Annotated in this window: 18 protein-coding genes; 5 read left to right on the top strand and 13 right to left on the bottom strand. The window is 66.6% G+C overall.

The window, feature by feature from the left end; all coding sequences use genetic code 11:
• Positions 1-17: 17 nt before the first annotated feature.
• The 4 genes from A7Q26_RS19765 to A7Q26_RS19750 all read right to left on the bottom strand — a co-directional run bounded on the left by A7Q26_RS19765 (position 18) and on the right by A7Q26_RS19750 (position 4,645).
• Positions 18-1,316: a carbohydrate porin gene (locus tag A7Q26_RS19765; RefSeq protein WP_066863326.1), complete on the bottom strand. Its 1,299-nt coding sequence runs from the start codon at positions 1,314-1,316 to the stop codon at positions 18-20.
• Entirely contained in the window at positions 1,313-2,209 is an 897-nt protein-coding gene (locus A7Q26_RS19760; RefSeq protein WP_066863322.1) for a shikimate dehydrogenase, read from the bottom strand. Before A7Q26_RS19760 ends, A7Q26_RS19765 begins: the two co-directional genes overlap by 4 nt.
• 28 nt (positions 2,210-2,237) lie before the next feature.
• Positions 2,238-3,590 (bottom strand): MFS transporter, encoded by a 1,353-nt coding sequence (locus tag A7Q26_RS19755; RefSeq protein WP_066863319.1) that lies wholly within the window; start codon positions 3,588-3,590, stop codon positions 2,238-2,240.
• A 152-nt stretch (positions 3,591-3,742) separates the two neighbouring features.
• A complete protein-coding gene (locus A7Q26_RS19750; protein WP_066863316.1) occupies positions 3,743-4,645 on the bottom strand; it encodes a LysR family transcriptional regulator in 903 nt (300 codons plus the stop codon).
• Between the two features lie 204 nt (positions 4,646-4,849).
• Between A7Q26_RS19750 and A7Q26_RS19745 the strand changes: the two genes are divergently transcribed.
• Complete coding sequence (locus tag A7Q26_RS19745) at positions 4,850-6,166, top strand: MFS transporter (protein ID WP_066863313.1); 1,317 nt, start codon at positions 4,850-4,852, stop codon at positions 6,164-6,166.
• Positions 6,167-6,220: 54 nt separating this feature from the next.
• A complete protein-coding gene (locus tag A7Q26_RS19740; RefSeq protein ID WP_066863310.1) occupies positions 6,221-7,234 on the top strand; it encodes a LacI family DNA-binding transcriptional regulator in 1,014 nt (337 codons plus the stop codon).
• Positions 7,235-7,350: 116 nt separating this feature from the next.
• Here A7Q26_RS19740 and A7Q26_RS19735 read toward each other — a convergent pair whose 3' ends face one another.
• Positions 7,351-9,855, bottom strand: coding sequence for a TonB-dependent receptor plug domain-containing protein (locus tag A7Q26_RS19735; protein WP_066863307.1), 2,505 nt, complete (start codon positions 9,853-9,855; stop codon positions 7,351-7,353).
• 186 nt (positions 9,856-10,041) lie between these two features.
• On the opposite strand from A7Q26_RS19735, the gene A7Q26_RS19730 reads away from it, so the two are divergent.
• Complete coding sequence (locus tag A7Q26_RS19730) at positions 10,042-11,583, top strand: 2OG-Fe(II) oxygenase family protein (protein WP_066863304.1); 1,542 nt, start codon at positions 10,042-10,044, stop codon at positions 11,581-11,583.
• Positions 11,584-11,745: 162 nt separating this feature from the next.
• Here the strand turns inward: A7Q26_RS19730 and A7Q26_RS19725 are convergent, their stop codons facing one another.
• The 3 genes from A7Q26_RS19725 to A7Q26_RS19715 all read right to left on the bottom strand — a co-directional run bounded on the left by A7Q26_RS19725 (position 11,746) and on the right by A7Q26_RS19715 (position 16,001).
• Complete coding sequence (locus A7Q26_RS19725; protein WP_232313879.1) at positions 11,746-13,932, bottom strand: alpha-galactosidase; 2,187 nt, start codon at positions 13,930-13,932, stop codon at positions 11,746-11,748.
• Between the two features lie 66 nt (positions 13,933-13,998).
• Positions 13,999-14,916, bottom strand: coding sequence for an ROK family protein (locus A7Q26_RS19720; protein WP_198162994.1), 918 nt, complete (start codon positions 14,914-14,916; stop codon positions 13,999-14,001).
• Complete coding sequence (locus A7Q26_RS19715; RefSeq protein ID WP_066863301.1) at positions 14,913-16,001, bottom strand: glycoside hydrolase family 68 protein; 1,089 nt, start codon at positions 15,999-16,001, stop codon at positions 14,913-14,915. Before A7Q26_RS19715 ends, A7Q26_RS19720 begins: the two co-directional genes overlap by 4 nt.
• A gap of 324 nt (positions 16,002-16,325) precedes the next feature.
• Here A7Q26_RS19715 and A7Q26_RS19710 point away from each other — a divergent pair, with 324 nt between their 5' ends.
• Positions 16,326-19,103 carry a glycosyl hydrolase 115 family protein gene (locus A7Q26_RS19710; RefSeq protein WP_066863298.1) on the top strand — a complete coding sequence of 926 codons (2,778 nt, stop codon included), beginning with the start codon at positions 16,326-16,328 and terminating at the stop codon, positions 19,101-19,103.
• 230 nt (positions 19,104-19,333) lie between these two features.
• Here the strand turns inward: A7Q26_RS19710 and A7Q26_RS19705 are convergent, their stop codons facing one another.
• Positions 19,334-20,245: a dienelactone hydrolase family protein gene (locus A7Q26_RS19705; RefSeq protein ID WP_066863294.1), complete on the bottom strand. Its 912-nt coding sequence runs from the start codon at positions 20,243-20,245 to the stop codon at positions 19,334-19,336.
• A gap of 157 nt (positions 20,246-20,402) precedes the next feature.
• On the opposite strand from A7Q26_RS19705, the gene A7Q26_RS19700 reads away from it, so the two are divergent.
• Complete coding sequence (locus tag A7Q26_RS19700; protein WP_066863767.1) at positions 20,403-21,416, top strand: aldo/keto reductase; 1,014 nt, start codon at positions 20,403-20,405, stop codon at positions 21,414-21,416.
• A 1-nt stretch (position 21,417) separates the two neighbouring features.
• On the opposite strand, the gene A7Q26_RS19695 is transcribed toward A7Q26_RS19700, so the two are convergent.
• The 4 genes from A7Q26_RS19695 to A7Q26_RS19680 all read right to left on the bottom strand — a co-directional run bounded on the left by A7Q26_RS19695 (position 21,418) and on the right by A7Q26_RS19680 (position 26,134).
• On the bottom strand, positions 21,418-23,532 hold the full coding sequence (locus A7Q26_RS19695) for a PKD domain-containing protein (protein ID WP_066863291.1): 2,115 nt from the start codon (positions 23,530-23,532) through the stop codon (positions 21,418-21,420).
• Positions 23,533-23,557: 25 nt separating this feature from the next.
• Positions 23,558-24,514, bottom strand: coding sequence for an acyl-CoA dehydrogenase (locus A7Q26_RS19690; protein ID WP_066863288.1), 957 nt, complete (start codon positions 24,512-24,514; stop codon positions 23,558-23,560).
• Positions 24,511-25,695: an acyl-CoA dehydrogenase family protein gene (locus tag A7Q26_RS19685; protein ID WP_066863285.1), complete on the bottom strand. Its 1,185-nt coding sequence runs from the start codon at positions 25,693-25,695 to the stop codon at positions 24,511-24,513. Before A7Q26_RS19685 ends, A7Q26_RS19690 begins: the two co-directional genes overlap by 4 nt.
• Before the next feature lie 124 nt (positions 25,696-25,819).
• Positions 25,820-26,134, bottom strand: coding sequence for a Rieske (2Fe-2S) protein (locus tag A7Q26_RS19680; protein ID WP_066863283.1), 315 nt, complete (start codon positions 26,132-26,134; stop codon positions 25,820-25,822).
• Positions 26,135-26,218 lie beyond the last annotated feature (84 nt).

Here is a 26,218-nt window from a genome sequence, read left to right as displayed (position 1 = left end):
TCCACGACCCTTCGCGATTACAGGATCAGCTTCACCGTCAGCCCCGCCACGACAGCATCGGCGTGGCGGCTGGTGGCACCCACGCGGTGGATATATTGCAGATTCGGGCGCAACAGCAGTTCGCGCGTCGCCTGCCAGCCGTAGAAAATCTCACCGCTAGCTTCCCATGTCTGCACGTCGACGGACTGGCCCAGCGATTGCTGGTCGCGCTGCCGGTCGGAGATGCGCGGATTGACGCGGGCATAGACCAGGCCAAGGCCGAAATTGTCCTTGGGCCGGCTGTCCCACAGGCCGCGCGCGACGAAGCCGCCACTCAGGAAGAAGGGGACGCGGGCGGTGTGCCGGTCGGACAGGGTCATGGTGCCGAACAGAGCCAGGCCGCGATCGCCCGCGCCGAAGCGGGCAATCATCTTCTCGCCCATGATCCAGGCGCTCCAGCGTTCCTGCCGCATGGCGGGCGATAGGCCCGAAAGCACATAGCTGTTGCCATTGACGTCGTCGCGAACATCGGCGCGGTCGGTCGTGTCGACGAGCCCGCCGACGCGGATCAGGCCGGGCAGCCCGCCTTCCTGCTGGCCGAATTTCCATCCCAGTTCGACCGGCAGAACGAAGCTGTCGAAGCGGGGCGCCAGCTTCCAGCCATTGCCGGTCTGGGCGCGGATGCTGTTCACCTCGAAGGCGGCGACGGTGACGGTCAGGTTCCGGGCGATCTCCTGCCGCGCGCGCAGTCCCCAGCGGGGGATGGGAAAGCCCGAGAAGCCGCTATTGTAAAAGAGCGTGGTCGGGCGCGGACAGAAGGCGAAATTCTGGAACTGGCAACCGGAGGGCAGCGTCGCAAAATCGTCGCCGGTATGATAGAGGCCGAATTTCAGGGCGGTCTTCCCGCCATTGAGCTGCTGTTCGTAGCTCAGTTCGGCCGGACGCAGATCCTGCCCGCCGCCGAACAATTCCTGCACCTCGAACAGATTGCCGATGCGGGTGGCGGTCAGATCCTCTCCCTTGCGGTGGATGATCGTGGCGATGAGCTTGCCGCCTTCCAGCCCGAACGTCTTTTCGGTGTCGACCACGGCGGAGGCGAGCAATTGCTGAGTATAGGCCGCCCCCTGGTCCTGCCCGCCGCTGATCGAAGCCGCGCTTTCCGACACATAGGAAAAGGTGAGTGTAACCCCCTTGTCCTTGAGATGCGTGCGCCAGCCGGGCCGGGTGACGGGTTCGGGAGCCGGCGTCTGGGGGCCGGCGGGCGGACCGGATTGCGCGACGGCGGCGACGGCGACCTGCACCGGCTGAACGATGGCGGGTGGCGTATCGGCGATCATGCGCGGGCGCTCCGCTGCGTGGCATGATCGAAATCGGCCATCATGCGCGCACTGTCGGGTTCGACCCCGGTGAAGCGGGCGAAGGCATGAGCAGCCTGCATCACCGCCATGCCGCCACCGTTGAGCGTTGCGCAGCCCTTGGCGGCGGCGGCCGCGAGCAGGGGCGTTTCGAGCGGGAAATAGATGATGTCCGACACCCATTGGTCGGGGGTCAACAGGTCGGGGTCGAAGGGCAGGCCGGGGTGGCTCTCCATTCCGATCGGCGAGGCCTGCACGACGCCGTCCGCGCCGGCGATCGCTTCGGCCGCCGTGGCCGCCACGCTGACGTCGGCCGTCGGGAAGAGGTAGCTCAGCCGATCGGCGAGGGTCACGGCGCGGTCCCGCGCCGGATCGAAGATGGCGAGGCGCGCCGCGCCGAGATCGAGATGGGCGTAGCCCACTGCCGCCGCCGCGCCGCCGGCGCCGATCATGGCGACCCGCCCGCGCGGCCGATCGCCAAGGCCAGCGAGGAAGTGGGCGCGATAGCCCGACCAGTCGCTATTGTCGCCATGCGTCCGGCCGTCGCGGAACAGGATGGTGTTGACCGCGCCCAGCGCCTTCGCGGCATCCGACAGGCTGTCGAGCAGGGGGATCACATCCTGCTTGAAGGGGTGCGTGACGTTGAGCCCGTCAAAGCCCATAGCGCCGAGCATGGGCAGCAACCGTGGCAGGTCGGCGGCGCCATAGCCCATCACTTCGCCGTCCAGGATGCGATAGACCATGGTCAGGCCGAGGGCGCGGGCCTCCGTCTCGTGCATTTCGGGGCTGCGCGATCCGGCGATGCCGCTGCCGATCAGGCCGCAGAGGATGGACGCGCGGGGCCGGCCCGCATCGCGCACGGGTTGCTGGAACATGAAATATCTTCCTTGAGAAAGGTCGGGGTCAGGCGGCCCTGGGCAGGCGGATCATCGCTGCGCAGATGCCGGCCAGCACCACCGGCACCGCGAAGATGCCGAAGATCACCGGCAGCGATACCTTGGCCGCCAGCAGGAAGCCGCCGAGCATCGGGCCGATGACCGCGCCGATACGGCCGACGCCCATGGCCCAGCCGATGCCGGTGCCGCGCGCTTCGGGGGGATAGAGACTGGCGGCCAGCGGATAGCAGCCGTTGAAGCCGCCCTGCACGAACACGCCGATCAGGAAGGCGGTGGCCAGCGTCGCCGCGAGCGGCATGGCGACCGATCCGAACACAACCAGGGCAGCGGCGGCGAGGGCCATATAGACCAGGATCAGCCTGCGCAGGTCGAAGCGCATCGCGACGAGTCCGATCGAGGAGGTGCCGACGAAGGCGCCAATATTGTAGATCGCGCCGGCATAGATGGCGTCCTTCGCCGGCAGGCCGGCCTCCACCGCCAGCTTGGGGATCCAGCTGATTACGAAATACAGCGTCATGAAGGCGAAGATGATCGCCAGCCAAAGAAGGATCGTGCTGGGCGCGCGGCCTTCGGTCAGCAGTCCGCGCACGCCGGCGTGGCGCGTTTCGCCGCCATTTTGCGCAGGCAGAGCGTCCAGCCGGGGCTGGCCGATCGAGGCGAGCAGGCGGTTCGCCTTGTCGAGCGCGCCCTTGGGCTGGCGGCTGAGGAGGAAGGCGATGGATTCGGGCAGCAACAGCCAGACGAAGGGAATGGCGATGGCGCAGAGCACGGCCGCGCCGAGCAGCATCGCCTGCCAGCCATGGGTGCCGACATGGCTGGCGACGACGAAGCCGGTGATGGTGGCGCCGACGGGATAGCCGGCCTGGAGGAAGCCCACCGCGAAGGTGCGATGCCGGGCGGGGGCATATTCGGCGGTCAGCGCGGCCATGCTGGCCAGCACCGTGCCGATGCCGATGCCCACGACGAAGCGGCTGGCGATCAGTTGCCAGACCGAGGTGGCGACGCCCGATGCGAACATCGCGAGCGTCATCATGACGAGCGAGGCGAGGATCAGCCTGCGGCGGCCGAAGCGGTCAGCCAGCGGTGCGATCAGCAAACCGCCAGCCGCCATGCCGGCGAGGCCGGCGCTGAATACGACGCCCAGGCTTTCAGGGCTGACCTCCCAGTCGGCGGACAGGGCCGGGGCGACATAGGACAGGATCAGCACGTCCATGCCATCGAGCATGTTGAGGATGAAGCAGATGGCGACAACCAGAATCTGGCGCCCGGTCCAGCTGGAATCGGAACCGTGCGACGGGGCGCTGTCAACGGTGACGTAGGGCCGCACGGAGACGCTGCCGGTGGCGGAATAGCTGGCCATGGAAATGACGCCTTTCATCCTCTCGGGGCATTGAGCCCCTGCTCTGAAAACCAGCCCGGTGGCCTGTCGGCTTCTATTCTGCGGGTGTGCCTTCATCGTCTGACCGGTAGGTATTTTCCACTATATGAAACGATGTTCTCTATGCTCTTATGTTATGTCCTGGCGGAGCGGAGCGAGAGCAGGATGGTCCGGGCGATCTCCTCGAACGTCTCGCCGATGATCGCGCGGGGCGATTCCAGATTGCGATTGATATAGACCGGAAGGACGCCGGGATCGTCGAACTCCAGGAAGCGGACCGTGTCGGCATGGGGCTGCATCGCGGTGAAGCTGTCGACCAGCGCGATTCCCATGCCGTTGGCGACGAAGGCGACGGCGGTTTCCGCAAAGCGGATATAGGTGGATACTTGGATCTCGCGTCCCGCCCGCTCGAACATGTCGGCGATGGCCCGGCCATGCGGCGTGTCGGGGCGGAAGGACTGTAGCTGTTCGTCCGCTATCTCCGCGACGCTGATGCGGTCGCGGCCCGCGAGCGGATGGCTGCTGGGGACCGCGCACACCATGCGCCCCGTGCCGATCCGGCTGGACAATATGTTGGGGTGGTCGATCGGAAAGACGGTGAGCGCATAGTCGCCCCGCTGCAACGCCAGATAGTCCGCCGCCTGCTCGACCGACAAGATGTCGAACTGGATGGTCAGCCCCGGATAATTGGCGGTCAGGCGCGCGAGCATGGGCGGCACGATCGAATGGCCGAGCGAGGGGGAAGCGCCGACGCGGAACAGCCTGTCCTCTCCCTTGGCGAGGCGGCGGATGACATGGGCGAGGTCATCGAACCCCTTGTAGATATGCTCGATTTCCTCGAACAGCGTGCGCGCCTCCTGCGTCGGCACCAGCCGGCCGCGGGTCCGGTCGAACAGCCGGAAATTCAGCCGGTCCTCCATATGGGCCAGCATCCGGCTGAGGCCCGGCTGGGAAGTGCCCAGCATCCGGGCCGCGCCGCTGATCGTCTTGGTGATCATGACGGCGCGGAACATTTCAATCTGGCGAACGGTGAGCATGATGCGCCATTATCGCATGATTAGGGCCGATCCCGCTAGTCCATGGCGGCGGTCGGCGGCGAAAGTCCGACAGCGACATGGACAGTTGCAGCGAAGATAACTTCCATCCGGGTAAATTCTCAGCAAACGATTGCGTAAACGGTATCGAGCCGATATGCTGGCCGAATCCGGGACCAAGCCGGCGACGACAGGAGAGAGGATCATATGCGGGATCGAGCCGGCAAGCCGAGGATGCGCCTCCTGCAGATCGTCGAGATGAATCTCGGCTTTTTCGGCATCCAGTTTTCCTTCGGCCTGCAACAGGCCAATATGGGACCGATCTATCGCTATCTGGGGGCCGATGAAGCCAGCCTGCCGCTGCTGTGGCTGGCCGGGCCGGTGACGGGCCTGCTGGTGCAGCCGATCGTCGGCGCGCTGAGCGACCGGACGGTCAGCCGCTGGGGGCGACGCACGCCCTATTTCCTGATCGGCGCTGTGCTGTGCAGCCTGGGCCTGCTGCTCATGCCCTACAGCCCGACGCTCTGGTTCGCAGCCAGCCTGCTCTGGATTCTGGACGCGGCCAACAATATCACCATGGAACCGTATCGCGCCTATGTCAGCGACCGGCTGAACGAGGAGCAGCGATCACTCGGCTTCCTGACGCAGAGCGCCTTTACGGGCCTCGCCCAGACCCTGTCCTATCTGGCGCCGTCGCTGCTGGTCTGGTGGGGATTCAGCGCCGACCTGGTCGATGCGAACGGGATTCCCGATATCACCCGCATCGCCTTCCTGATCGGCGCGGTGATTTCCATTTCGACCATCCTGTGGTCGGTGCTGCGGGTGCCCGAACTGCCGCTGGCGCCGGAAGAGATCGCACGGATGCAGGAAGACCGGCTGTCGCCGGGTACGGCGTGGCGCGATTTCGTCGCCGCAGTGCGCGAAATGCCAGCGCCCATGCGCCAGCTGGCGCTGTCGATGCTGCTGCAATGGTTCGCGATGTTCGCCTATTGGCAGTTCATCAGCTTCGCGCTGGCGCGCGCCCTGTTCGACACCGCCGATCCCGCGAGCAGCGGCTTTCGCCAGGCGGTGCTGCTGACCGGCCAGGCGGGCGCTTTCTACAATGCCATCGCCTGCCTGTCGGCCTTTGCCATGGTGCCGCTCAGCCGCCGCATCGGCCCGCAATATATCCATGCCGGAGCGGTCGCCCTGTCGGGCGCGGCGATGCTGGCCATTCCGGGGGCGGACAGCCATGGGCAGCTGTTCCTGCTGATGATCGGCATCGGCATCGGCTGGGCGAGCATGATGGGCAATCCCTATGTGATGCTGGCCAACAGCATCCCGCCGGAACGCACGGGCGTCTACATGGGCATCTTCAACATGTTCATTGTCATTCCCATGCTGCTGGAGACATTGATCGTGCCGGTCATCTACCGCCCCCTGCTGGGCGGCGATCCGCGCAACATCCTCACCATGGCGGGCGTGATGATGATCGCGGCGGGCGCGGCGACGCTGATCGTCCGCGGCCGCGCCGTTCGTGCCTGATCGGCTTCGCGGCGGCGGATTGTCCTATGTCGTTCATGGCCTTAGAAGAAGGGCATGACGGATAAATCTGATGGCCCGGTGAAGAGCATCACCGATCTCGCGCGTATCGCGGGCGTTTCGGTATCGACCGTCTCGCGCGCGCTGACATCGAAGGGAGCGCTTAACAAGGATACGCGGCAACGCATCCAGGATCTGGCCGCCCGCCATGGTTTCCAGCTCAATGTCGCGGCGCAGAATCTGCGGCTCGGGCGCACCGGCGCGATCGCGGTGCTACTGCCTTTGGGCCATGAGCGCGGACAACATCTGTCCGATCCCTTCTTCATGGCGATGCTGGGCTTCCTGGCGGACGAGCTGACCGAAAGGGGCTATGACCTGTTGCTGTCGCGCGTGTTGCCGACCGGGGACGACTGGCTCGACACTTTCATTCGCGGCGGCCGTGTCGACGGCGTCATCATCATCGGCCAGTCCGACCAGGGCGCGGTGCTGGACCGTACGGCGGCCCATTACAGCCCGATGGTCATCTGGGGCGCCTACGCCGCGCGCAACCGCTATCTGACGGTCGGTACCGACAATGAGGAGGGCGGCAGGCTGGCGGCGCGGCATCTGCTGGAGCGGGGGCGCAGGCGGCTCGCCTATTTCGGCAATGTTGCGGTGCCCGAGTTCGCCGCGCGGTATGAAGGGTTCCTTTCGGCGCTGCCGGAGGATGTGCGGGGGCAGGTCGATCTGGTCCATGCCCATGTGACGCCCGAAGCGAGCTATCGCGTCGCCGCCGACTATTTCGCGGCGGGGCATCGGCCCGACGGGATATTCGCCGCTTCGGACGTGACGGCAATGAGCGTCATCACCGCGGCCGCCGAACGGGACATCCGCGTTCCCGACCAGATGTCGGTGGTGGGGTTCGACGATGTCCCCCTGGCCCGGCTGGCCAATCCGCCGCTGACGACGGTGAGGCAGGACATTCAGCACGGCGCGGCGCTGCTGGTCGACCTGTTGTGCCAGCGGCTGGCGGGTGAGCAGCCGGAATCGATCCAGATCGCGCCGGACATCATCGTGCGCGAATCGAGCTGACCCGGCTCCCCCAAAACAAGAAAAGGCCCGGTTCACGAGGAACCGGGCCAGTATCGTCCGGAGGGGCCGATCCCGAATTGGGGGAGGAGAACGGCCCGGCTCCGGCGTCGGAGAGGTCAGAAGTTGTAGCGGATCGAGGCCGTCACCGTGCGGCCATAGACCGCGCTGTTCTGGAAGATGCCGCTCGTCGCGCTGATCGGCAGCAACTGGCCGCCGCCGCGATAGCCCAGCGTGTCGAAGATGTTGTTGGCGTTGAGGCCCAGTTCCAGATTTTCCACCGGCCGCACCTTGATGAAGCCGTTGAAGAAGGTCGTGCCGCGCACGGTGTAGAGGTTGAAGTCGTCGTTCGGCGCGCTCGTCTGGCCGCTGGCCGACAGGCCGACCGCGAACAGGCCCGCATCATAGGAAGGCGAGATCAGGTAGGTCAGCTTGGGGATGCCGCCGGGCCGGTTGCCGACCAGCGCGGCGGTCGCGCTGTCCTTGATCTTGGGATTCACCCATGTCGCATCGACCGCGAGATGGAATTTGTCGATGTTGAGACGACCGGTGAGTTCGATACCCCAGGACCGATAATCATTTGAGATATTGGGGTCGTTGTTCGGCGGAGGATTGTTGATCCGCGTGAAGTCATAGTTGTTTTCGGTGAGGGTCGAGCGAAAGCCGGTGATTTCCACCGAGTAATTGCCCGACCCGCCGACATAGCCACGATGCTTCACGCCGATTTCCTGCTGGTTCAGGAAATTGATGGCGGTGCTGGCGCCCTGGCTGTTGAGCGACCCGTCGGCATTGAAATTTCCGCCCAGCGTGCGGCGATCCGCATTGAAGCGGCCGCCCCGGCTGACGCGGGCGAAAATGCTGTTGTTGCCGTCGATCGCGTAGAGCGCGCCGATCGACCAGCTGGTGTAGCTGCGCTTGTAGTTGATCCGCTCGATCGGTCCGCCCGGCAGCATGGACGGCAGGGTCGCGGTGCCCGTTTCGTCGCTGACGACATAGTCCGGGCCGGGGACGCCGGCCTGCGCCGTGCCTTCGCCCCGCACCCGGTCGTACCGGATGCTGGCGTCGAGATCGAACCCACCGCCCGAATAATTGACCGACAGGAAGGGCGCGTCGTCGGTATATTTGAGGTCGACGGTACGGGCGCAGCATGGCCCCCAATTGTCGTTGAAGCCGGCCTGGCCCGCCGCCGTCAGCTGAACCCCGGTGGTCGAGAAGAGATTGAGCGGGGCCGGATTTTCGCCTTCGAGCGCGCTATACTGGCGATTGACATGCCAGTCCTGGACGATGTTCTGGCTCATGTGGAACCAGCCGGCCTGGACCGTGACCCGGCCCGCGCCGACATCGAACTTGCCCGTCAGCGCCAGATTGTTGGCGATGCTGCCCATGTCCTTCATCAGCGTGTTGATGTTCGGATTATTGTTGAGATAGGTGCCGGTATAGGCCTGCCCCAGCTGCGGGCCGGCGGCGTAGCGGATCGCGCCGACGGTCTGGCCGTTCACCGTCGACCCGAGCACGCTGGCGGTGGTGGCAACGTTCAGGAACTGCGTGGTGAAGCTGCCGCTCATGTCGGTATAGCGGAAATTATTGTCGACCGTCAGCAGGTCGCTCAGCTCATAGTGGAACTGCGCGCCGACCGACGTCACCTTGGGATGGATGCCGTTCATGTCGGCGGTGGAGAGCTGGCCGTCGCGATTCACATATTGGAACTGGCGGTTGTAGATGGAATAGGTCGACCCGTCGCGAGCGTCGAAATTGGGCAGCGGCTTGAAATCGGTGATCTTGTTGCCGTCGATCGTCACGAGCGAAGGCATGGTGGTGTTGGTCGGGGCATGTTCATCAAGCCGCTTGAAATGGAAGCGGATGAAACCCTTGCCGTCGTCGAAATCCTTGGTCAGGTTCGCCTTAACCTGATAGCCGCGCAGGACGTTGAAATCCTCGTTGGTGGGGCCGCCGCCTTCGCGGGCATAGCCGCCCACATGGAAGCGCAGCGTGTCGCTGATCGGGCCGCCATAGTCGAAGTCGATACGGGTCTCGCGGAAGCCGACCCCCTTGGACAGGGCGATCGCGCCGCCCTCCTTGTCGCCCGTCTTGCTGATATAGTTGACGACCGCGCCCGGCGCCTGGCTGGCGAAGGTGGAGGCGGAGCCGCCGCGCACGGCTTCGACCCGCTCGACATTCTGGTCGAAGCGCAGCCAATAGTCGTTGTTGCCGAACTGGATGTCACCGAACAGGGTGACGGGCAGGCCGTCCTCCTGCAACGCGACATATTCCGATCCGCCGGTGGAGACGGGGATGCCACGCACGCCGATATTGGCGTTGCCGCCGGGGCCCGCCGTGTCCGATGGCTGAAGGCCGGGGATCGAGCGCAGCACTTCGGCTTCCGACCGGGGCGTGAAATTCTGGATCGCGTCCTGGCTGATCTGGGAGACGGAGATGGACGAACGGAAGCGGGACTTGTCGCCCGCCGCGGCGGTGACGACGATATCCTCGCCGCTGACAGGGGCGGGCTGCTCGGCGGCCTGCGCTTCGGCGGGCGCCGCATCCTGCGCGTGGCCGGTCGCGGTCACGCACGCCATGGCCAGGGCGGCGGTGGAAATGCAGGTGTAGCGAAAATGAGTCTTCATGATCCCCTCCAGGAAAGGCCGCCGCGCATTGTCTGCGGTCGGTGACGGATTCTTGATAGGCTCATCTGCAAACCTTTGCAACGGATTTATGCAAACGTTTGCAGATTAAATTGGCGATGTCGCGTCGGACGCCGTATATCATGGCCGGCAAACAGGCTGACGGGTCGGGGCGTGGGGAGGGTCGGTGTGGAGAAAGACGCGGTTTTTTCAGACCTTGCGGCGCGACAGCCGTCTTTCAGGGCGGCGGATGCGGCGGCGTGGCTGATCGAAGCCGAGGCTGCGGCCTTTGCCGCGCTGCGCGCCGGAACGGCGGCGTGGGCGCTGCCTTGCTTCGATCGTCTGTCGGATCGGTGGCCCGACTCGGCCCGGCTGCATTGGCTACGCGCGCTGCTGCTGCGCGAGGAGCAGTCGCACGAGGCGGCGCTGCGGGCCGCGCAGGAGGCTGTCCGGCGAGCGGCGGATGATGCCCGCGCGCAGGCGCTGATCGCGCAGCTGCGCTACGAGACCGGGCGGACCGCCGCGGCCGATTTCGCGGCCGCGCGCCGGCTGGCGCCGGACGATCCGGGACTGATCCGGGGGCAGGCGGGCGCGCTCGCGGCTGAGGGTGAGGGGGCCGGGGCGTTGGCGCTGCTGGACCGGGCGCTGGCCGACCGCCCCGGCTGGGTCGAGGGACAGGCCTATCGGGCCACGCTGGGCCGGCTGTGCGGCATCAAGGGCCGGGAGGATGGCGGCTTCGCGGCGGCGGCGGCGCTCCAGCCGCGCAATCTGGCGCTCTGGATGGCGTGGTTCCATTGGCGCGCCAAGACGAAGGACTGGGCGGGCGCGCGCGACGTGCTGGCGCAGGCAAGGCGGGCGTGCGGGGATGCGCCCGCGATCGAGGTCGCGGGCCTCTATCTCGCGGCCGAATCGGGCGAGGCGCAGGATCGGCCCGACCTGTTCGATGGCCATGCCGCGAGTGGCGATCCCGGCCTGATGCTGGCGCAGGTGCGCCATGCGCTGCGCTGCGGCGCGCCGGACCGGGCGGCCGGGCTGGCATGGGCGCAAATCGGCACGCCGGCGGCGTCGCTGTTCTGGCCCTATCTGTCCCTGAGCTGGCGACTGCTGGGGGATGATCGCGCATCCTGGCTGGATCGGCCGGAGCAATTCATCAGCGTCAGCCAGATTGGTCTGGACATGGTGGCACTGGAGGAACTGGGTGCGCTGCTGCGCACGCTCCATGGCGCGGCGGCGCCCTATCCCGACCAGTCGGTGCGCGGCGGCACCCAGACGGACAGGCCGCTGCTGTTCCGGCATGAGCCGGTCGTCCGCCAGGTACGATCCGCGATCGAGGCGGCGGCGAGGGACTATGTCGACGCGCTGCCGCCGCCCGAACCGGGGCATCCGCTGCTGGGGACACCGCGCGGAGAGGTGATGTTCGCGGGAAGCTGGTCGGTGCGGCTCAGCGCCCAAGGCTATCATGCCGCGCACAGCCATCCCGCCGGCTGGATCAGTTCGGCGCTCTATGTGTCGTTGCCGGAACCGGCGATGCTGGGCATGGCGCCGGCGGGGTGGCTGCGTTTCGGGACGCCGCCGCCGGAACTCGGCCTGGATCTGGCGCCCTTCAGCGCGATCGAGCCGGGCGTCGGGCGACTGGTCCTGTTCCCCTCGACGCTCTGGCACGGGACCATCCCCTTCGACGATGGCGAGCGGCTGTCGATCGCCTTCGACGTGCGGACGCCGCGCTTCTAGTGGTCCGATCCTGACATTCGATACCGTTTGAACCCAGGTTACAGTCGAATGTCAGACTCTTTTCAGGACCACTGGAAATCATGGATTCTAGTGGATTTTACGATTTTGACATTTGCAGACCGATCCCGGCCGCCAAGGGATGCAAATGTCAAAATCAATCCACTAGCGAACGGCGTCGAACAGGAAGGCCGCGCCCTTATAATCCCCCTTCAGCTTCGCCTTCAGCCCCTGTTCCATCCAGTAGACGCCGCTCGCCTGGGCCGGCACGCCGTCCGGCAGCGCCGCGCCGTCGAGCATCCGCACCCGGTAGCGGCGCGCGGGGTCCAGCCCTTCGACCGTGATCGCCGCCACATTGTCGCGGAACAGGGAGCTGTGCAGCATCTGGAAGAGCACGGCCTGACCCTTGTCGGGGGAGACATAGACGGTGGCGGATGTCGCCGTGCCGGGCAGGGGTGAGGCGATGCGATACAGGTCGCCGCGCTGGACGGTCTGCCGGATGCTCTTGTACGCCGCGATCCACTTGCGCGCGGTCGCGAAGTCGGCGTCCTGCCAATGATCCAGATTGGCGCCGATGCCCAGGCTGCCCTGCATCGCGGACAGGAAGCGATAGTCGAGACTCGTTTCCCGGCCGTTGCCCCAATTGGGGCTGTCGGTGACCCATGCCATCATGATCGAGGGCGCATAGGCGCGGGTGAAGCCGTCCTGGATGAGGAGGCGGTCATAGGGATCGGTATTGTCGGAGGTCCAGCTCTGGTCGGTCAGGCCCATGATGCCAAGGTCGATCCGGCCGCCGCCGCCCGAACAGCCCTCGATCTCCAGCCCCGGATGGCGACGGCGCAGTTCGGCGAGAATATGGTAGAGATTGCGGACATATTCGACCTGCAAGCGCTGCTGATCCCCCGCTGCGGCCTCGGGCCAGCCGGCCTCCGTCCAGTTGCGGTTATAGTCCCATTTGAGGAAGGCGATGTCATTTTCGCTGACCAGCCGGTCGAGCACGGCCAGAAGATGGTCGCGCACGTCGGTGCGGGCGAGGTTGAGCACCAGCTGGTTGCGCCCCTCGGTGCGTGGCCGATCGGGAAAGTTCAGCACCCAGTCGGGATGCGCGCGATAGAGGTCGCTGTTGACGTTCACCATTTCCGGTTCGACCCACAGGCCGAAATCCATGCCCAGCGCCTTGACCCGGTCGATCAGCGGCTTCAGCCCGTTGGGGAATTTTCGGCGGTTGACCGTCCAGTCGCCAAGCCCCGCCTTGTCATCGTCGCGCGCGCCGAACCAGCCGTCATCGACCACGAAACGCTCCACGCCGATCCTTGCCGCCTTTTCGGCAAGCGCCATCTGCCCGGCCTCGGTCACGTTGAAGGTGGTGGCTTCCCAGCTATTGTAGAGGACCGGGCGAATCCTTGCCCCGGTCCCGCCGGGAATGATGTTCGCCCGCTGGAAGGCGTGGAAGCGCCGCGACGCGTCGCCCATGCCGCCGGCGGTATAGCCGCTATGGAAGACGGGCGTTTCGAGCGTCTCTCCGGGCCTGAGCGACCAGGCGAAGTCATAGGGATTATAGCCGCCGCTGATGCGTACCCGGCCCAGATTGTCGGCCCCCACGGCGATGCGGAAGGAACCGGACCAGGCGAGCGCGCCGAACCAGACGGGGCCGTTTGTTTCGCTTGTCCTGCCGTCCCGGCCGATGGCGAACCAGGGCTGGTTGCCATGTCCGGTCGAACCGCGGCGGCTTTCCAGTACGGTGAGGGCGGGGGTGACGGGCACGGCCATCTGCGACCATTCGGCGGCGTGGCGGCCGGTCAGATAATGAAGACGATAATCTTCGCCCGTGGGCAACATATAGGTGGCCGCAGCCATCTGGTCGATCCGGACCGGCCGGCTGTCGCCATTGCGGACGCTGGCGGAACGGGACAGGATGCCGGTCGCCGGGTCGATCGCGTAGCGGAGCGTGACGGTCAGCGGCCGGCGGATGTCCGCCAGTTCCACGGTCAGCGTCTCCCCCGCGACCTTGTGGCCGCGATATTTGAGCACCAGGTCGCGATTGCCGTCGGCGAACACGGCCTTGATGCCGGGTTCGCTCACCAGCCCTTCGCCCTGTCCGGGATATTCCTGGGGCGTGATCGATCCCGCCGGGTCGAAGCCCGACAATTCGCCGGGCGCCCTGGCCGCGAGGGGCGCGGCGGCATCCAGCGCGGCGCCCCAGTAGAGCGGTTGCAGATAGCCCTTTTCGTCCACGCCCACCGCATAGGTGACGCCGCCGCCGTCCAGCCGCATGGTTCGCCCGTCCGCGCTTGCCGTCACCTTGGCCCAGCCCGCCGCCGGCGACAGGAAAATCATGGCCATGGCCGTCATCGCCAAGCTCTGTCCGATCCGCATCCTCGTTTCCGCCTTCCTATGTTGTCCTGTCTGTTGGGCCGGCTATTCCGGCACGCCTTCCAGCGCGCTCCAGGCCAGGGCCACCGCGCCGAGCGGTCCGGCCTGATCGCCCAGCGCCGGGGCGCGGACGATCGCGGCGATGCTGTCCGGGGTAACGAACGGCAGATAGCCGTTGAGCTGCGCTAGCAGCTTGGCCCGCACCCTGTCCATCAGCTCCGGCCGGCCCATGCCGACGCCGCCGCCGATCAGTATCTGGCGCGCCGCCGTGGTGAGCAGCAGGGTGCCGACCAGTTGGGCGATGTCATGCGCGACATGATCCCAGCGGGGATCGTTGGCCGCGATCCGGTCGCCGGGCGCGCCGAACCGCCTGGCGAGCGCCGGGCCGCTGACCAGCCCCTCGATACAGTCGCCATGGAAAGGGCAGGCGCCCGCGAAATCGTCGCCCGGCGCGCGACGGATCTGGATATGGCCGAGTTCCGGATGCATCGCGCCGTGCAGCGGTCGGCCCTGCATGGCGAAGCCGCCACCCAGGCCGGTGCCGATGGTGAGGTAGCAGAGACAGTCCGACGGCGGGCTGGATTGCGCGCCCGCGCCCCAGCGCCATTCCGCCAGGGCGGCGCCGTTGACGTCGGTGTCGATGCGCGCGGGGCAAGGCAGGGCCCCTGCCAAGGCGCCAAAGATGTCCGCGCCGACCCATCCCGGCTTGGGCGTAGGCAGCATATGGCCGAAGTCGGGCGCGGTGCGATCCAGTCGCAGCGGTCCGAAGGAGGCGATGCCCAGCGCGGCGAACGGTTCCTCCGCCTGCCAGCGGTGCAGGATCGCGGCGGCGGCAGGCAGCGTTTCGTCCGCCGTGGTGGTGGCGATCGTCTCCCGTTCGAAAATTTCGCGTCCGCGCGCGCGCAGGACGAAGACCTTGGTCCCGCCCAATTCCACTCCCGCCAGCAGCGGCGCTGCATTCATGACACCAGGCCTCCCTTGTCGCCATCCAGCCGCAAGTGGACAAAGGGCGCGAAGCTGCCGCCGAACCGGCGTTCCGTCCCGCTGCCCCAGTCGTCCACGAAACTGGTGACGGACAGATCGGGTAATATCATCCAGCTATAGGCTTGTGCAGGCGCTTGTGGCGGATTGGCGAAAACCAGGCCGCTGCCGTTGATGGGCCGCCAGGGTCCGGCCAGCGTATCGCCGACCATGCCGTACAGGCCCGTCGGGCCGGTCGCCGCATCGGGATTGAAGACATGACGCTGGGTCGACCAGAAGAGATAATATAGCCCCTGATGATGGACGACATGCGGCCGTTCCAGTTCATTGTTCAGCCCGTCGGCCGAAATCAGCGGCGGCGCGATCGTCCAGCGATCGGGCTGGTCCGCCGAGGCGGACGCGAAACCGACGACGCCATTATAGGCGGACTGCGATCCCGCCAGCGACCCGGCGAAGAACAGATAATGGCGGCCATCGGCGGGATCGCGGAAATAGGCGGGATCACGAAACGCCTTGATGGTGCCGATCTGGCCGCCGCCGCTGGTCGGCATGTAGAAGGCGGGATCGGTCGGGATGACTTCCGTCAGGGCGTGCCAGCCGGTCAGGCGGCCATCATCCGCCAGGCGGGCGCGGGCACTGAACATGCGCTGGGCGAAGCCGGGCTCGGTCTCGCCGCGATAGCCGGCGGCGGTGAAGTAGAGGATGATTTCAGCGCTGGCCTCGTCGAATATGGCCGAACCCGACCATTCCCGGCTGCCGGGAGAGAAGCCTTCTGGCATCGCCGGACCAAGATGGTCCCAGCGCCCGTTTTCATGTCGAAAAAGATGGATGCGCGCATGGCCATGGCGTTCATCGGGATCGGCGAAATGGGGTGCCGCGAGCGCCATCCACAACTGGACGCCGTCCTGCAGCACGAGGGGCGTGCCGTCGCGCTGCTGCACCGGCCATGCGTCCCATATGTCGATAGCGGGCGATATGCGCGTGAAATCCCCGGCGTCGATCAGTTGCGAAGCCGGTGGAGCGGCGGAAATCGCGCCGACATGCGCGGCGGTCCAGTCTGTGGCCATAGACGGCGTCCTCTCGTGGGGAGGAGGATGCCCCCAAGCGTGCAGTCTTGGCGACATCCTCCCCCAAGGTGGAAATCAGGCTGGATACGGACCGGGGAGCGGCCGTTCGCAATCTGCTCCAACAGCGCGATAAGGCATTAGGCAAACGTTTGCAACATGTGTTTTGAAGTTCGGCACCGACATGTGGCGCATGGTCGGTGTGGCGATCGCCTGGCCGCCCTGAAAGTTTATCATGTGGAATGTCGGTTCACATTGAGAAAGTATATGAAGTGTTTTAGCTTTTGAACTGGCAGTCCATGCCGAACGAGCAGAGGGAAACAGGGGATGCAGGAAGCGGTTGTCAGGCGCGGGATCGGCGTCGCCCTGAGCGTCGTGGCCTTGCTGAGCAGTACGCCCGCATCCGCCCGCGAGGCGCTGCTGTTCGACGGCCGGAAGGTCGCCACGGTGATCCATTCCGATGACAGGCCGCTGGAACTGGCGGCGGCCATGCTTGCCCGCGACCTGCTGAAAGTGACGGGGATCGCTCCGCGCCGGTCGGCGGACCTGCAGGATTGCGCGACCCTGTGCATCGTCATCGGGAACAGGGGATCGGCGGTGATGGATGCGGTCGTGCGGGACAGTGGGCTGGATCTTGATTCGCTGAATGGCGAGTGGGAGCGTCATGTCCGCGTCCTCGTGCCCTCTCGCAGCCATCCGGGCCGCCAGTATCTGGTGATTGCCGGGTCGGACGTGCGCGGGGCGATCTGGGGCATGGTGGATCTGACGCGCGAGATGGGCGTTTCGGCCTGGGAGTGGTGGGCGGACGTGGCGCCGCAGAGGCGGAAAAGGCTGGCGGTCGATGGCGGCCATCGCCTGTCGAAGGCGCCATCTGTCCATTATCGCGGCATCTTCCTCAACGACGAGGATTGGGGATTGCAGCCCTGGGCGGCGCGCACATTCGAGCCGGAGACGGGCGATATCGGGCCCAAGACCTATGCCCGCATCTTCGAACTGATGTGGCGGCTGAAGGCCAATTTCATCTGGCCGGCGATGCATGACAGCACCCGGCCCTTCTACCAGATTGCGGGCAATGCGCAGGCCGCGCGCGATCATGCGATCGTCGTGGGCACGTCCCATGCCGAACCGATGATGCGCAATAATGTCCGCGAATGGGATGACAGGGCGCGGGGGGCGTTCAACTTCTTCACCAATCGCGACGCCATGATCGAGTATTGGCGCGTCCGCGCGGTGGAGGTGGCGCCGTTCGAGAATGTCTACACCGTCGGGCTGCGGGGCAAGCATGATTCCGAGATGGAGGGGGCCGCAACGCCCGGTATCGCCCGGGATGCGCTCGCCAAGGCGATCGGCGTGCAGCGCGGCCTGCTGGCCGCAGCCCAGGGCAAGCCGGCGGACCAGGTGCCGCAGGCCCTGACGCTCTACAAGGAGGTGCTGGACCTGTACGGGCTGGGCCTGAAGGTGCCCGACGATGTCACGCTGGTCTGGCCCGAGGATAATTACGGCTATATCAGCCAGTTGCCGACCGAGCAGGAACGGGCGCGCCGGGGTGGGTCGGGTGTCTATTATCATGTTTCCTACTGGGGGCGTCCGCATGATTATCTCTGGCTGGGCACCACCCACCCCGCCCTGATCCGCGAACAGATGGAGCGCGCCCGGCAGATGGAGGCGCGCCGCATCTGGATGCTGAATGTGGGTGACATCAAGCCGGCCGAATATCTGACCCAATATTTCCTCGATCTGGCGTTCGACCACGAGCTGTTCGGGCAGAGCGCGCGCGCCCATATGGAAACATGGCTGGCGAGACAGTTCGACGCGCCGCTGGCGGGCCGCATCGCCGACATCATGACGGACTATTATGATCTGGCCTGGGAGCGGCGGCCGGAGTTCATGGGTTTCAGCCAGGTCGAACCGACGCGGCCGATCCGGATCGGCGATCATGTCCGCACCGGCGGAAGCGAGGCATGGCGGCGGATCGACCGCTATGCCGATCTGGTCGCACGGGCGGAGGCGATGGCGACCCGCATCCCGGCGGATCGGCGCGATGCCTATTTCCAGCTGATACTCTATCCGGTGCGGGGTGCGGCCAGCATGAACGAGCGCAATCTGAAGCTCGATCTGGCGGCGCTCCATGCCCGGCAGGGCCGGCCCGTCGCCAACCGGCTGGCGCAGGAGGCGGAGGCCGCGCATGACCGGATTGTCGCGGATACGGCGGCCTATAATGACCAGCGGGACGGCAAGTGGCGCGGCATCATGAACATGGCGCCCCGCGACCTGCCGGTCTTCGCCCGGCCGGTCTTTCCCAAGGCGGATTTTCCCCGGAAGGCGGGCTGCGGGCTGGATGTGGCCGAGCTGAGTTTCGTCGAGGGGCGCCCGGCGCGCCACGCGCTGACCGTGCATGGCTGGGGCATGGACGGCGAGTGGCGGCTGGCGGACCAGAAGGGGATCGTGGCCGAGGCGACACATGGCGCACTGACGGCCGCCAACGGCTTTCAGCAGCGGATCATCCTGTCCTATGACGGCGGCGGCGCGATCAATTTCGGTACGCTGGAATGTGGCGGCAGGCGCCTGGCCGTCGCGGGGCGGTTCATCCGTGCGGGGCACGCCGCCGCCCCGGTCGAGATCGATCGCACCATTTCCCTGACCGCGGCGTCGCCGGCCGCGATGAACGAGGATTGGGAAGTCGTGCCCGGGCTTGGATCGCGGCAGGCTGCCTTGCGCGCGAAACTGAACCTTCCGTCGCGGGATGCGCCGGGGGAGACGCAGCCGTTGCGCTATGTCTTCGAGACGGGAAACGAGGCCGGGGCGGAATTGCGCGTCGTCGCCGTTCCGGTCCATCCGCTGACCTCCGCCAACGGCCTGCGTCTGGCGGTACAGGTCGATGACGGCCCGGTGCGGATACTGGATTTCGAGACGCACGGGCGCAGCGAGGACTGGAAGCACAATGTCCTGGGCAATATGGCTTTCAGGGGTATCGCGTTGCCGCAACTGGCCGAGGGCAGGCACGAGATCCGAGTCCATGCGCTCGATCCGGGCTTCCTGCTGGACCGGATCGACGTCCGGCTGGACGGCGCGGCCGACTTCTATGGCGCGCCGCCCTTGTCCTGAGCGGGAACGGTCAGAAAAATATCCCGCCGCCGAACCGGCGGGGCGGGGATGCGACCCTTTGGGACGTCAATAGTCGAAGCCGACGGTCACGCCATGGGTGCGTTGCGGACCAGACGGTTGCGATCAACGCGCCTTACCATCGGGGGACAGCAGCGCCTCCGAAATTCCGGTCAGCGGCGACTGCGCTCAGGCCGGTAAGACCGACCTTCCGGCCGTAACCGGCGCTGCGCTCATCCCAGCGTCCGTCGGAACAGGGCAATCGTCCGCGCCCAGGCGAGATCGGCGGCGGCCTTGTCGAAGCGCGGCGTGGTGTCGTTGTTGAAGCCATGCTCGGCGCCGTCGTAGATGAAGGCCCGATAGCGGATGCCGGCTTTCTTCAGCGCCTCTTCATAGCCGGGCCATGCGGCGTTGGTGCGCGCATCATTGCCGCCATAGTGGATGAGCAGTTCGGCCTTGATCGCCGGCACCTCCTCGATCGGCGGCGGGCTGCCATAGAAGGGCACGGCCGCCCGCAGGTCGGGAATGCGCGCGGCCAGCAGGTTGGCGATGCCGCCGCCGAAGCAGAAGCCGACAGCGCCCACGCGGCCGTTGCCGCCCGCCATCCCCTTCGCATGTGCAGCCGCGGCGATGAAATCCTCCTGGATTTTCGCGCGGTCCAGCGTCGCGAACATCGTGCGCGCCTTGTCCTCGTCGCCCGGATAGCCGCCCAATGTGGTGAGGGCGTCTGGCGCAACGGCGAGAAAGCCGTCAACGGCCAGGCGGCGTGCAATATCTTCGATATGTGGGTTGAGGCCGCGATTTTCGTGTGCGACGAGGATCACCGGCAGCCTGGCGTCGGTCCTGCCCACCGGTCGGGCCACATAGGCGCGGATCGTGCCGTTGCCCCTGGGCGACGGGATGTCGACATGGCTGACGGCGATGCGCCGGTCGTCGGGCGGGATCACTTGGCCGCGCGCGAAATCGGGACTGAGCGTGGTCAACATCGCGGTGGCGGCAGCGGTCCCGCCGACATGGATCGCGCATTGCTGGAGGAAGCCGCGCCGGTCGATCGTCCCATGGACATAGGCGTCGAACAGGTCGAGCACGGCGCGGGGATAATCGGCGGCGCGCCTGGATGAGGGCGTGTCGGATTCACTGGGCATGGGGCACTCTCCTTCGCCGGCCTTGATCCAGTCTTCCTGTCCGTCGCCGGCTTGTCCAGCCAAACATGATCGCCCGGCGCGCATGATGGGTGGAACCGGCGGCCAAGCCTCGCTATGGCGTGGCATCCCCGATCGGAAACAGGATCATCGCCTTCTCATGACTGTCTCGCCGTCGCGCCGCGCCATCGGCCCTTTCACCGTGTCTCCCATCGGCCTTGGCTGCATGAATCTCAGCCATGCCTATCTGCCCCGGCCGGAACCGCGGCAGGCGGAAAAACTGCTGCTCCATGCGCTCGACCACGGGGTCGATTTCTTCGACACCGCCGCGCTCTACGGCTTTGGCGCCAATGAAGAACTGCTGGGCCGCACGCTGATGGACCGGCGCGACGCATTCGTGCTCGCCAGCAAATGCGTGCTGGGGGGCAAGGACGGGCAGCGCGGCCTCGACGGATCGCCCGATGCGATCAGCGCGACGCTGGAGGATTCGCTGCGGCGGCTGAAGGTCGAGCATATCGATCTCTATTATCTCCATCGGCTCGACCCCAATGTGCCGATCGAGGAGTCCGTCGGCGCGCTTGTCCGCGCGGTCGAGGCCGGGAAGATCGGCGCGATCGGACTGTCGGAAATGTCGGCCGCGACGCTGCGTCGCGCCCACGCCGTCCATCCGATCGCCGCGATGCAGACCGAATATTCGCCCTGGACGCGCAATGCCGAAGTCGCGGTGCTGGACGCCTGCGTGGAACTTGGCGTCGGCTTCGTCGCCTTTTCGCCGGTCGCGCGTGGCGTGCTGGCGGGCGGAGTCGGACCGGACGGCGTGCCCAAGGGCGATATTCGCGGCGCCATGCCGCGTTTTCAGGCGCCGCACCTCGCGCGCAATCTGGAATTGGCGGCGCAGTTCAGGACGATCGCGCAGGACGCGGGCTGCACCATGGCGCAACTGAGCCTGGGCTGGGTGCTGTCGCGCCGCCCCAATATCGTCGCCATTCCCGGTACGACCAGCATCGCCCATCTGGACGAGGATCTGGCGACGCTGTCCTTCGACCTCTCCGCCGAGACGCTGGCGGCGGTGGACGCGCTCTTCACCTTCGAGGCGGTGTCGGGGCCACGCTACCCCAAGGCCGCGCAGGCGCAGATCGATACCGAGACCTGGCCGGGCGAACCGCTGGAATAGCCTATCGCACGACGACCCGGACGCGTCCCAGATTCTGGACACGCGCAAAGGGCGTTGCCGTGTCACCATGGCGTTCCGATGCGACGCGCAGGGCGGGGAAATAGACGCCTGGCCGGGTGAAGGCGTACCGCGCGGTCAGCCGGACGCTCGATGGTGATCCGGCCGGAAGGCGCGCGCTGACCGGAAAGCGGCCGTCGCCCTCGAAGTCCCATTCGGCCGAGACGATCTTTCCGGCACCCGGCGGAACTGCGATGGTTGCGCTGAACGCGACCGGCTCCCCCGGCCTCGCCGTCGCCATGTCGCCGCCCCGGACCGTCACGGTCGCGACCGGCTGGATGCCCTTGCGCGCCGCCGCGTCCGCCGGAACCAGCACCTGGCCATCGGCGATGCGATAGGCGGTGCCGGCCGGAGGCGCGACGCCCTCTTCCACCCAGGCGGCCAGATCGCGCAGCGCCTGTTGCAACATGCCGAGATAGCTGACCGTGCGGGTCGGATCCTCCTGCCGGCTGCTGTCGCCGTGCAGCGCGTGATCGGTGTACCAGAGCCGCACATGATCGTCGGTCGCCGCGCCCAGATGCGAGGCGATCCGCTGCCGATACCAGTCCGCCTGCCAGGGCATGGCTTCGCGGTCCCACAGATTTTCGACGATGATCATCTTGCCCTTGAAGCGGCCCGTCAGCTGCGATCCGGCGGTGGACTGGACGAAGAGCGGCCCGATGATCATGGGACGCTGGGGATAGATTGGCCGGCCATCGGGCTTGCGGAACTGATCCCAGACCGGAAAGTCCCGCCCCGGCACCTGGTGCCGGTGGTAGGTCTGCGCGGCGAGGAAGTTGCTGTTGTCGACCTGGACCGCATCGCCGGGCTTGAGGCTGGCTGCCAGCGCCGGGTCGGTCACGCCCAGGATCGCGATATCACCCTCGATCCGGCTGAGCGCCAGCCGCTTGCCCATGCCCGCGCCGGATGCGACGACCAGGTCGCCGCCGAGAAAATCGACCCTGGGCGGGGCGCTCGACAGGCGATAGGCGACGATCCGCTGGGCCTCGTTGCCCTGCAAGGCGGCAAAGGCATTGTCGACGCCGCCATCCTTGCGACCGTCGACGACGCTGGTCGAGAGACCCATGCGGGCCGCTTCCGCCGCGCTGATCGGTGCGGCGATGGCGGTCTTGTGCTGCACCCGCGCGCCATCGAAGCCATGGGGATCGTCAAAGCCCAGATAGCCCGCCTTGGTCCAGAAATCGTTGAAATAGGTGGGATCGGCCATCACCAACCCCTGATAGAGGGCGGCGAAGCCATGGACGCCCATGGTGCGGTAGCCGAACCAGGAGGGCGTCGGGAACCCCATGCGCGTAACCTCGCGCAGGGCGGCCGCCTCCTTCGCGTTCAGCCCGGCATAGGGATTGCCGCTGCCGCCCGGCTCCACGGCATCGACGATCTGCGGGAAACGGTCCTTCAGCAGACGCATCGCGTGCATCCGCACGGTGAACATGTTGGGGATCGCCATGGTCGATCCGATCACATAGGGCACCACCCCGTCCCAGACGCCGTCGCTATTTTCGATCGAACCGATCGTGCGGAAGCCGCCGCCGCTGCCGCCATAGGCATAGCCATAGGGTCGTTTGCCGCCATATATGGACTGCGCCACCACGCGGGAATAACGGGCCGCCGCCGCATTGGCGCGCCAGGCGGCGATGGTCGGATCGACCCCCTTGCCCGGCATCCCGACCTGATCGCGGCCGCCGCCGTTGGTCTCGACGAAATAGGCGCCCGATGCGATGGCGAAACCGATCTTGTCCTCTTCCGGCGTGCCTGGAAGCTGGGCGTTGTTCTCGCTGTCGGGAACGGGCGTGATATGCTGGAAGAAGCGGCCCTGATATTGGGCAGGCTCAGGGAAATAGAAGGAAAAGCGCGTCTGCGTGCCCTTGAACCCCCCATGGACGTAGCGGTGACGGACGGGAGCGTCGTGCCATTCATCCTTGTCGATATAGGGCTGGGCGAACAGCGCGTCCTCCACCGGCGGGGAGGCTGGTGGGGCCGGCGGAACGGGCGAGGGGGCGGCGCCCGTCGATCCCGCCATCAACAGGGCCAATGTCGCAGCAGTCGCCAGCGCCTTCATGTCCGGTCCCCTCCTTCCATCCTTGTCAGGCGATCGCCGCCGTCATGGCCCGTCGCCCCGCTTCCGCGTGCCAGTGATCCGCATCGCCGCCCAGCACGGCGTTCAGCATCGCCCGCTTGAGGAAGAGATGGCAGGGATGCTCCATGGTCAGGCCGATTCCGCCGTGCAGCTGGATCGCCTCCTCGGCGATCAGGCGATAGACGCCTGCCGCATGGGCCTTGAGCGCGCCCATCGCGATCCGGTCCGCCGCCGGATCCTCGGCGCGCGCCCAGAAGAGCGCTTCGGCCGCCGCCAGCGCGGTCTTCATGTCCGCGACGCGATGCTTGAGCGCCTGGAACAGCGCCAGCGGACGATCGAACTGGCGCCGGGTCTGAAGATAGTCGATCGTCATCGCGAGTGCGGCCTCCGCGCCGCCCAGGCAATCGGCCGTGAGGGCGATGCTGCGCAGCGTGGCGATCCGGTCGGCCAGCGCGGCCGCCTCCGCCCCCGCCACCAGCAGGATCGCGCGATCGTCGGCGACCGTTACGTCGAACAGCCGCCTGGTCCGGTCCCAGGTAGGCCGTTCCGTGACGGTGCAGCCTTCGATCGGCGCCAGCAGGATGCGCGCTTTGTCGGTCAGCACGATATGGCTTGCCCGGTCGGCATCGAGCACTGCCGTGGCTCCATCGGCCAGGGGCGCCGTCATCACCTCGCCCGCCATCGCCCGTTCGAGCAGCGCGTCCTGCCCGGTTGCGCTCAGCGCCTCAATCACCAGCATCTGGGCGATGGCCGGACCCGGCACCAACGCGCGGCCCAGCGCCTGATGCACCACTCCGACGGCTTCCAGCCCCAGCCCCAGGCCGCCCTGGTCCTCCGGGACGGCCATCATCAGCCAGCCCATCTCCGCGATCATGGTCCAGCTGCGATCGGCGTCGGGTACCAGGTCGGCCGGCGGAAAGGCGCGTATCGCAGCATCCTGCAATTCGGTGCGGGTCATGCTCATGCTGCATCCTCCCGCAGCGTCCAGCCTTTCGGCTCCCGCGGCATCCCGAGCAGACGTTCGGCGATGATGTTGCGCTGCACCTCGTCGCTGCCGCCTGCGATGGTCCAAGCATAGCTGTTCATGAAATCGGCCATCCAGTTGCCCGTTTCCATCCCCCCGCCATAGGTGATCGGGGCATGATATTGCGCGTCGATCCCGCCGATCCGCACCCCCAGATCGGTGAAGACCCGCAGCGTGCGGGCATAGGCGAGCTTGACGATCGAGGCGTCTCCCACCCGTTCCTCGCCCGCGATGCGGTTGGCCAGGAACTGGTCAGCCACCGCGCAGGTGGCGTCCACGCGGGTCGCCAGCTTGCCCAAATCACGCAGGATGCCGGCATCCTCCTGCCGCCCCGCCGCGCGGATGAGGTCGGCGATCCGCCACAGCGCGCCCTTCATCCGGGCGCTCAGTTCCAGCAGGGTCAGGCCGCGCTCGGACGCAAGGGTCGATTGCGCCACGGTCCAGCCCTGGCCTTCCTCGCCCAGCCGGTCCGCCACCGGCACCTCGACATTGTCGAGGAACAGTTCGGCGAACTCCTCGTCGCCATGGATCTGGTGGATCGGGCGGATGGTGACGCCGGGCGCCCGCAGGTCCAGCAACAAATAGGTGAGGCCGGCCTGCTTGGCGCCTTCGCTGCTCGTCCGCACGAGCAGCAGGCATTTGTCCGCGAACTGGCCCATGGTCGACCAGAGTTTCTGGCCGTTCACCACATAGACGTCGCCGCGCCGTTCGGCGCGGGTCCGCAGCGCGGCAAGGTCCGATCCGGCATTGGGCTCGGAAAAGCCCTGGCACCATATCTCGCCTTCCAGGATGCGGGGGATGTAACGCTGCTGCTGCGCCTTGCTGCCCCATTCGAACAGGGTGGAGGCGGCGTGATAGGTCGACATGAAGGAGAGGAGCAGGCGCGGCGTGTCGGCGCGGGCGAATTCCTCGTAGATGACCTTCTGCTCGGCCAGGCTGCGGCCGCCGCCGGGCCATCCGGCGGGCCAGTGCGGCACGGCATAGCCGCCCTCCACCAGCGCGGCGAACCAGCTGCGTTGCAGCTCCAGAAAGGCCGCCTCGCTCGTGCTGCGGGCGCGCCAGTCCCTGGGCGCATGATCGGCAAGCCAGGTCCGCACCTCCTGCCGCAGATTAGCCGCCATGTCGGTCAAGCTGCCACTCTCCTCGTTCGTTCATGCCTCTGTGCGTCGGCCGGGCGCCAATTGCGATGGCCGACGCGCCGGATGGCGCGCGATATCGGCAAGGCGATGAAGATTGCCGCGCGGCTCAGAGCGCCACCTCGATCATGCCGTCCACGATCCGCACCGCATAAGTCGCGATCGGCTCCGTGGCAGGGCCGGTCAGCGGCTCGCCCGTTTCCAGATCGAAGCGCGCGCCATGCGCCGGGCAGGCGATCCAGCCCAGCCGCATCCGGCCGCAGGCGAGCGGTTCCTGCGCATGAGAGCATAGGTTGTCGAGGGCATGAATCTTCCCCTCGAGATGGCACAGCATGATCGAGCGGCCGTCCGTTTCCACCGCCTTTGTCGCGCCATTCGGCACGTCCGCCAGCCGGGCGAGGGGGGTGTAGCGGATGTCGGTCATCGGCGGTCTGGTCCTTGTCGGTCGCGCCGATATTCTCGCGCCGAGCATCCCTTGTCCAAGCCCCGCCGCGCCATATCACCGGGG

Source organism: Sphingobium sp. TCM1, from assembly GCF_001650725.1.
In the GTDB taxonomy this organism is placed as follows: domain Bacteria; phylum Pseudomonadota; class Alphaproteobacteria; order Sphingomonadales; family Sphingomonadaceae; genus Sphingobium.
Note: the sequence above shows the minus strand (reverse complement) of the source record. Positions and strands in the feature narration are given on the sequence as shown.

Excerpts from the sequence above, each read along its gene's own strand:
- A7Q26_RS19765 (WP_066863326.1), bottom strand. The coding sequence starts at position 1,316 with ATGATCGCCGATACGCCACCCGCCATCGTTCAGCCGGTGCAGGTCGCC.
- A7Q26_RS19760 (WP_066863322.1), bottom strand. The coding sequence starts at position 2,209 with ATGTTCCAGCAACCCGTGCGCGATGCGGGCCGGCCCCGCGCGTCCATC.
- A7Q26_RS19755 (WP_066863319.1), bottom strand. The coding sequence starts at position 3,590 with ATGGCCAGCTATTCCGCCACCGGCAGCGTCTCCGTGCGGCCCTACGTC.
- A7Q26_RS19750 (WP_066863316.1), bottom strand. The coding sequence starts at position 4,645 with ATGCTCACCGTTCGCCAGATTGAAATGTTCCGCGCCGTCATGATCACC.
- A7Q26_RS19745 (WP_066863313.1), top strand. The coding sequence starts at position 4,850 with ATGCGGGATCGAGCCGGCAAGCCGAGGATGCGCCTCCTGCAGATCGTC.
- A7Q26_RS19740 (WP_066863310.1), top strand. The coding sequence starts at position 6,221 with ATGACGGATAAATCTGATGGCCCGGTGAAGAGCATCACCGATCTCGCG.
- A7Q26_RS19735 (WP_066863307.1), bottom strand. The coding sequence starts at position 9,855 with ATGAAGACTCATTTTCGCTACACCTGCATTTCCACCGCCGCCCTGGCC.
- A7Q26_RS19725 (WP_232313879.1), bottom strand. The coding sequence starts at position 13,932 with ATGACGGCCATGGCCATGATTTTCCTGTCGCCGGCGGCGGGCTGGGCC.
- A7Q26_RS19720 (WP_198162994.1), bottom strand. The coding sequence starts at position 14,916 with ATGAATGCAGCGCCGCTGCTGGCGGGAGTGGAATTGGGCGGGACCAAG.
- A7Q26_RS19715 (WP_066863301.1), bottom strand. The coding sequence starts at position 16,001 with ATGGCCACAGACTGGACCGCCGCGCATGTCGGCGCGATTTCCGCCGCT.
- A7Q26_RS19710 (WP_066863298.1), top strand. The coding sequence starts at position 16,326 with ATGCAGGAAGCGGTTGTCAGGCGCGGGATCGGCGTCGCCCTGAGCGTC.
- A7Q26_RS19705 (WP_066863294.1), bottom strand. The coding sequence starts at position 20,245 with ATGCCCAGTGAATCCGACACGCCCTCATCCAGGCGCGCCGCCGATTAT.
- A7Q26_RS19700 (WP_066863767.1), top strand. The coding sequence starts at position 20,403 with ATGACTGTCTCGCCGTCGCGCCGCGCCATCGGCCCTTTCACCGTGTCT.
- A7Q26_RS19695 (WP_066863291.1), bottom strand. The coding sequence starts at position 23,532 with ATGAAGGCGCTGGCGACTGCTGCGACATTGGCCCTGTTGATGGCGGGA.
- A7Q26_RS19690 (WP_066863288.1), bottom strand. The coding sequence starts at position 24,514 with ATGAGCATGACCCGCACCGAATTGCAGGATGCTGCGATACGCGCCTTT.
- A7Q26_RS19685 (WP_066863285.1), bottom strand. The coding sequence starts at position 25,695 with ATGGCGGCTAATCTGCGGCAGGAGGTGCGGACCTGGCTTGCCGATCAT.
- A7Q26_RS19680 (WP_066863283.1), bottom strand. The coding sequence starts at position 26,134 with ATGACCGACATCCGCTACACCCCCCTCGCCCGGCTGGCGGACGTGCCG.